This is a genomic window from Candidatus Thiosymbion oneisti, assembly GCF_900092655.1.
Classification (GTDB): Bacteria; Pseudomonadota; Gammaproteobacteria; order Chromatiales; family Chromatiaceae; genus Thiosymbion; species Thiosymbion oneisti.
The window spans coordinates 1-6263 of the sequence record NZ_FLUY01000256.1 but is presented as its reverse complement, the minus strand read 5'-3'; the positions used below and the strand labels follow the sequence as shown (position 1 = coordinate 6263).

General features: G+C 57.9%; 5 protein-coding genes. All 5 read right to left on the bottom strand.

The window, feature by feature from the left end:
* Positions 1-383 precede the first annotated feature (383 nt).
* The 5 genes from parC to ispD all read right to left on the bottom strand — a co-directional run bounded on the left by parC (position 384) and on the right by ispD (position 6038).
* Positions 384-2636 (bottom strand): DNA topoisomerase IV subunit A, encoded by a 2253-nt coding sequence (parC, locus tag BQ17_RS02230; protein ID WP_089724102.1) that lies wholly within the window; start codon positions 2634-2636, stop codon positions 384-386.
* 72 nt (positions 2637-2708) lie between these two features.
* On the bottom strand, positions 2709-3641 hold the full coding sequence (locus BQ17_RS02225) for a Dabb family protein (protein WP_089724101.1): 933 nt from the start codon (positions 3639-3641) through the stop codon (positions 2709-2711).
* Between the two features lie 23 nt (positions 3642-3664).
* Positions 3665-4624 (bottom strand): DNA damage-inducible protein D, encoded by a 960-nt coding sequence (gene dinD / locus BQ17_RS02220; protein ID WP_089724100.1) that lies wholly within the window; start codon positions 4622-4624, stop codon positions 3665-3667.
* 204 nt (positions 4625-4828) lie between these two features.
* Positions 4829-5335, bottom strand: a complete 507-nt coding sequence (gene ispF / locus BQ17_RS02215; RefSeq protein WP_305118696.1) for a 2-C-methyl-D-erythritol 2,4-cyclodiphosphate synthase — start codon at positions 5333-5335, stop codon at positions 4829-4831.
* Complete coding sequence (gene ispD / locus BQ17_RS02210) at positions 5325-6038, bottom strand: 2-C-methyl-D-erythritol 4-phosphate cytidylyltransferase (RefSeq protein ID WP_089724099.1); 714 nt, start codon at positions 6036-6038, stop codon at positions 5325-5327. The genes ispF and ispD overlap by 11 nt, the downstream gene beginning before the upstream one ends.
* Positions 6039-6263: the final 225 nt, after the last annotated feature.

Sequence of the window (6263 nt, the reverse complement as noted above, 5' to 3'; positions counted from 1 at the left end):
TCGGCTGGCTCCCCACGCTCCAGCGTGGGAGCAAATCCCGACGCTCCAGCGTCGATTAAGCGCCTCGGTAGGCTAACCGCCAACGCCGATCAGCACAGAAGAGCTGCGTCCGCTGGAGCGGACAAGCTGCCGTTCCCACGCTGGAGCGTGGGAACGAGCGTGAAATTTTCAGATTTTATGCCCTAAAATCAGTATCTTAATTTTTAGACAGCCTCTAAGGAACGAACCCCAACGGGAGAAAAACGACGAATTACGCGAATCAACGCGAATGCAGATTCGCGTGATTGAGTAGTTTTGCTTTGTAGGGCACCTTGCAAGATCCTGGGGAGGGAATTTTTCAAGGCGTCCTATACCCGACAACAACAAGGTTAGAACATCACCCGCTAGCAAACGACTTCCACCGACTCGACGCGCTGGAAGCCCCGGGGCAACAGCTTCCCCCGCCGGCCTCGCTCTCCTTGGTAGATATCCAGATCGGTCGGCTTCAGGGTGAAGTGGCGCCTGCCGGAACGGATAGTGAGTGCGGCACCCTCGGGGACAACTGCTAGGGCGGCGAGATATTCTTCGCGCGCCTTGGATCTGGCCGCCGGGATGCCGATGATCTTGTTGCCCTTGCCCCGGGGCAGCTCGGGCAGTTCGGAGACGGGATACACCAGCAGGTGTCCGCTGTTGGTGACCGCCGCCAAGCGGTCGCCGCGCAGGTTCAGCACCGGCACCGGGGACAGGGCCTCGGCACCCGCGGGCAGGGTGAGTACGACCTTGCCCGCCTTGGGCTTGGCGTACAGGGCCCGCAGGGTGACGATAAAGCCATAGCCGGCATCGGAGGCGAGTAGATATTTGGCCTCGGGCTCGCCGCCTAGCACTGCAATGAAATCGATGCCCTTGGGCGGCGCCAGACGTCCGGTCAGGGGTTCGCCCTGTCCCCGTGCCGAAGGCAAAGTGTGGGCCGGCAGCGAGTAGCTGCGGCCGGTGGCGTCGAGAAAGACCACGGGTTGGTTGCTGCGCACCCGGACCGCGCCCAGATAGGCATCCCCGGCCTTGTAGCCCAGGCCCTTGGGGTCGATCTCGTGGCCCTTGGCCGCACGCACCCAGCCCTTCTCCGACAGGACTACCGTCACCGGCTCGCTGGGGGCGAGCTCGGTCTCGTCCAGGGCTAGGGCGATACCGCGCTGCACCAGGGGCGAGCGGCGCTGGTCGCCGTATTTGTCCGCATCTTGCCGGATCTCCTCGCCGATGAGCTGCTTGAGCAGCCGTTCGCTGCCGAGGATCTTCTGCAATCGGTCGCGCTCCTCGGCCAGCGTCGCCTGTTCGGCACGGATCTTCATCTCCTCCAGGCGAGCGAGGTGGCGCAGGCGGGTATTGAGGATGTACTCGGCCTGGGCGTCCGTGAGCGCGAAACGGGCCATCAGCACCGTCTTGGGCGCGTCCTCGGTGCGGATGATGCGGATCACCTCGTCAAGGTTGAGGAAGGCGATCATCAGGCCCGCCAACAGATGCAGGCGGTCGAGTACTTGGTCCAGCCGGTGCCGTAGCCGGCGGCGCACCGTCTCGGTGCGATGGCTGAGCCACTCCGCCAGGATCTCGCGCAGGTTCATGACCCGCGGCCGGCCGTTGAGTCCGATCGTGTTCATGTTGACCCGGTAGGTACGCTCCAGGTCGGTGGTGGCAAACAGGTGGGACATAAGCCGCGGCACGTCCACCCGCTGCGAGCGGGGGACGATGACCAGGCGGGTCGGGGACTCGTGATCGGACTCATCCCGCAGGTCCTCGATCATGGGTAGCTTCTTGGCCTGCATCTGCTGCGCTACCTGCTCCATGATGCGGTTGCCCGAGACCTGGTAGGGCAATGCGATGATCACGATGTCCCCATGCTCCAGTTCGTAGCGGGCGCGCAGCCTGATGCTGCCGACGCCGCTCTCATACAGGCGCACGAGCTCCTCCGGCGGGGTGACGATCTCCGCCGCGGTCGGGTAGTCGGGCCCCGGAACATGGGCCATCAGCTCCGCTACCGTGGCGTCGGGACGCTCCAGCAGATGGATACAGGCGGCGGCCACCTCCCGCAGGTTGTGCGCGGGAATATCCGTAGCCATGCCGACGGCAATGCCGGTGGCGCCGTTGAGCAGCAGGTTCGGCAGCCGCGCCGGCAACAACTTGGGTTCCTGGAGGGTGCCGTCGAAGTTGGGCTGCCAATCCACCGTGCCCTGTCCCACCTCGGCGAGCAGGACCTCGGCATAGGGCGCCAGGCGCGCCTCCGTGTAGCGCATGGCGGCGAAGGATTTGGGATCGTCCGGCGAGCCCCAGTTACCCTGGCCGTCCACGAGCGGATAGCGGTAAGAGAAGGCTTGGGCCATGAGCACCATGGCCTCGTAGCAGGCGGTGTCGCCGTGGGGGTGAAACTTGCCCAGCACATCGCCCACGGTACGGGCGGATTTCTTGAACTTGGCGGTGGCCGCCAACCCCAGCTCGGACATGGCGTAGAGGATGCGCCGCTGGACCGGCTTGAGACCGTCGCCCACATGGGGCAAGGCTCGGTCCAGGATGACATACATGGAGTAGTCCAGGTACGCCTTCTCGCTGAACACATGGAGCGGCATCCGCTCCAAGCCCTCGTGGTTGTAGGTGGGGATGTCCGTCATCTGTGGGGCCGGCGAACAGTCATCATTCACCGGTAGGCACGAGCTGTATCTCGAGGTGGTCTCGCCTGGAAGTCAAGGGTTTGCGACAGCCACAGGCTCATCGACCTCAACGTTCGAGTTATTAATACTATTTTCAGGGCCAAATAGGACGTAATCTATACTTATTCTGTCGTCGGCTATTGGACGAAATTGCTCATTTGCGTATGCAATATGCTCAGGATGATCTCGATAAGATGTAATCACGGATTCATTGGCGAATCTTATTAACCAACACCATCGATATTTGGCATTTGGCTCGACCGATTCACCGCTCCAAGTAGCTCTGACTCCTGGAATATTATCCAAAACCGCGGTGCCCGTTTGTGCCGTTTTCCTCGTTTGCTCGTCGCTTACGCTCGAATTGTAAATAATCAGGTGTTCTATTGGTGCATATATTTTGCATTTACTTTTTGCATCAACCGCCAATCCTGTCGCGTCTACCTGGTCAACGATTTTTGACAATGAATCGATAACCGAGTTTGTTACGGCCGCTTCCAACTGATTCCAGGTGCTCACGTTCTCGATCTCTTTCACCAATGAACCAAATTCAACAATATTATCTATTTCCGAAAAATCGATTGCAATAGACTCTTCCGGTTTGCTGACAACCCCACAGGAGTTCGCAGTCCGTTCTATCTCCAGCTTATCTTGTTCATTGCAATTATTCTCCAAAAACAGCGCTTGGCATCCCCCCCGTAATGCCTCGACAGCCTGACTCTTATCAGATATCCTTCTTGCTACGAAAGACGACGCTACATCCTCTTTTCTCAGCAATTCCTCAATCGACGGAATTAACCCGTTTTCGACCTGGGATCCATCGATTGTCACTACGAATGGAATATCGTGTTTCTTAGCCCATGCAACCGCACCTTTCAATACTGACAATGATTGCACGTTAATAGCGGGCAATTTATAGTGATGATCATCCGAGTGCTTTACAAGATCCGATAAGTTCAATATTGCCATAGTAGGAACCTATATGTTGAAGGCTAACGTTTGGGCTCTGGGGAGGCGCGATAGCGCCAGCGTTTCTTGGAGCCCTTTGTTATACGCTTGGCTGCTCTTTTCTCAGACTTCCGATTAGTGCGCTTTGAGTTATCAATGCTTTCAAAAGAATCAACGCTTTTCGGTAACTTCTTTTCTTCTGTTGCAAGCCTACGTTCTACTTTCTTTGCGTCTTCTTCTGGTGGTAGAAGTTCGGGTTTTATGTTTCGCTTGCCTAGCAGATCTCTCACGTCTCGATTGTTACTGACGTGCTCTCCAGTAATTTCGTGCTCCGTTGCTAAGTCGTCACGTTTGATATTGAAGTTTGTAATCTCGTTAGCAAAATCTTTAGCTTTAATAGTTATCATGGGTAAGAAATCTGCCAAGGCTCTATTTTCTGGCATATTTAGCTTGCGCTTCATGTCCTTCGTGTTCATCCCTCCAAACAAAGCTGTATCCCCTTTACTCCGTATGCGACCAAAGCTTTTCTGGTCCCCAACCCTCTCGAAAATAATCCCAGACAATTCTTTCTCGGAAGCAGTGAGCCGTTTTCTTGCGTCAAGTCTCTCTACTTCTGCGCTGCGTTTTTCAATTAGCTCCTGTTTTCTGGTTTGTACTGCGAAATATGTTTGTGCAAATGCAATTTCGTCTTTTGATGGATCCCCGTTTTGTGCGATCAGGTAGCAGGCATACCGGGTAAGCGCGACATCGGCGATCTCCCGTTGAGCACCGGACCCGAGGGTAACCATTTTCGTGACATCAAGAAAATGGTCGTCAGCATCGTAACCTGCGGTTATACAAGATGTTTTCGCTTTCGAAACAACTTTGATAAAATTCTCCCACCTAGCGTAACCAAGAAGATCTTGCAGGTCGCGTGCCAACCAGAATTCCACGCCAGTTTCATCTTCCACTTTGACGATGTGCTCAAAATTAGAATGCAATTTCGTGATTACTTCCTTTTTCATGGAGGTTTCCTCAGTTATGGAAAAGAAACAATACTACCATGTCGCAACCAGGGGCTTGTGAGACCTAACGCAAAGCGTAACCGGACCTATTAGGTCGTCTATATTGCCAACAGATGGAATGGACCGACATCTATTTTTCCGACGCTATATCAACGTCAATCTAGCATGATCGCGTCTTTGCGATCCAAGATACATGAATGGATTTCAGGACTCGGTGAGAAGAACGACCGCGAAGGCGGCAATCCCCTCGCCGCGACCTGTGAAGCCCATGCGTTCCGTGGTGGTCGCCTTCACATTGACCCACTCCACCGGACAGCACAGATCCGCGGCCAGGACCTCAGTCATGGCTGCGATGTAGGGCGCGAGCCTGGGATGTTGGGCAACGATGGTCAGGTCCGCATTGCCCATGCCGAATCCGCGTTCGCTCAGGGCATCCATTACCCGCCGCAGCAGGACGCGGCTGTCGATGCCGGCGTATTGGTCTTCATGGTCAGGAAACCAGCGGCCGATGTCCCCCAGACCGGCGGCGCCCAGCAAGGCATCGCAGAGGGCGTGGATGACCACATCGCCGTCCGAGTGGGCGGCGAGCCCCTGGTCGTGCTCGATCCGAATCCCCCCGAGAACCAGCGGTCGCCCGGACTCGAAGCGGTGGGCGTCCAGGCCCTGCCCGATCCGAACCGGTATGAGGGGCTGTTGACATTCATCGTTCACGGTGCAGACGCCCCTGCTGCCGGAGATAGAAATCCGCCAACGGCAGGTCCTCCGGTCGCGTAATCTTGATGTTGTCGGCGTGGCCTTCGACCAGCATGGGCTCCAGTCCCAGCAGCTCCACGGCAGCGGCGTCGTCCGTAACCAGGCGGTCCTGGTCCAGGGCCGTGCGCAGGGCCCGGCGCAGGAGGCCAAGCCGAAACACCTGGGGGGTAAAGGCGTGCCAGAGGGCATCTCGGGGAACGGTGCGGCCTATTGCACCATCCTCCGTGGCCTGCTTCATGGTGTCCCGCACGGGCACCCCCAGGAGGCCGCCCACCGGATGGTCCGGCAAGGTAGCCAGCAACCGGTCCAGGTCATCCCGGCGCAGACAGGGCCTGGCCGCGTCATGCACCAGGACCCAATCCGCCGCGTCCGCTTCCTGGGCCAGAAGGTGGAGGGCGTTGAGCACCGAGTGGCAACGCTCGCCCCCCCCGTCCACCCGCCGGACCCGGGAATGGTCGGCGAAGGCCGTGCGGGGCCAGAACCTATCCCCTGGGTCCAGGGCAATGGAGACCCCCGAGATTTGCGGATGCTCCAAAAAAAGCCCCAAGGACCACTCGATGACGGGACGACCGGCCAGATCCAGGTATTGCTTGGGAACCGATGCCCCCATCCGGCGGCCGACCCCAGCCGCGGGAATGACCGCCCAATATCTAGCCCGCATATCTCACTAGTACTTAGTTTCGATTGATACTGCTGGCTCCCACGCTCCAGCGTGGGAGCAAATCCCGACGCTCCAGCGTCGACAAGCGATCAGGTAAGCCGGTCCAGGTCGGCACAGAGGGACACGGTCCGCTGGAGCGGACAAGACGGCGTTCCCACGCTGGAGAGACTGTGAAAGAATTCGCACGGGCATCCGCCGCGTGCGCTCCTGGGCTTCGGAAGCGCA

Excerpts from the sequence above, each read along its gene's own strand:
- parC (WP_089724102.1), bottom strand. The coding sequence starts at position 2,636 with ATGACGGACATCCCCACCTACAACCACGAGGGCTTGGAGCGGATGCCG.
- BQ17_RS02225 (WP_089724101.1), bottom strand. The coding sequence starts at position 3,641 with ATGGCAATATTGAACTTATCGGATCTTGTAAAGCACTCGGATGATCAT.
- dinD (WP_089724100.1), bottom strand. The coding sequence starts at position 4,624 with ATGAAAAAGGAAGTAATCACGAAATTGCATTCTAATTTTGAGCACATC.
- ispD (WP_089724099.1), bottom strand. The coding sequence starts at position 6,038 with ATGCGGGCTAGATATTGGGCGGTCATTCCCGCGGCTGGGGTCGGCCGC.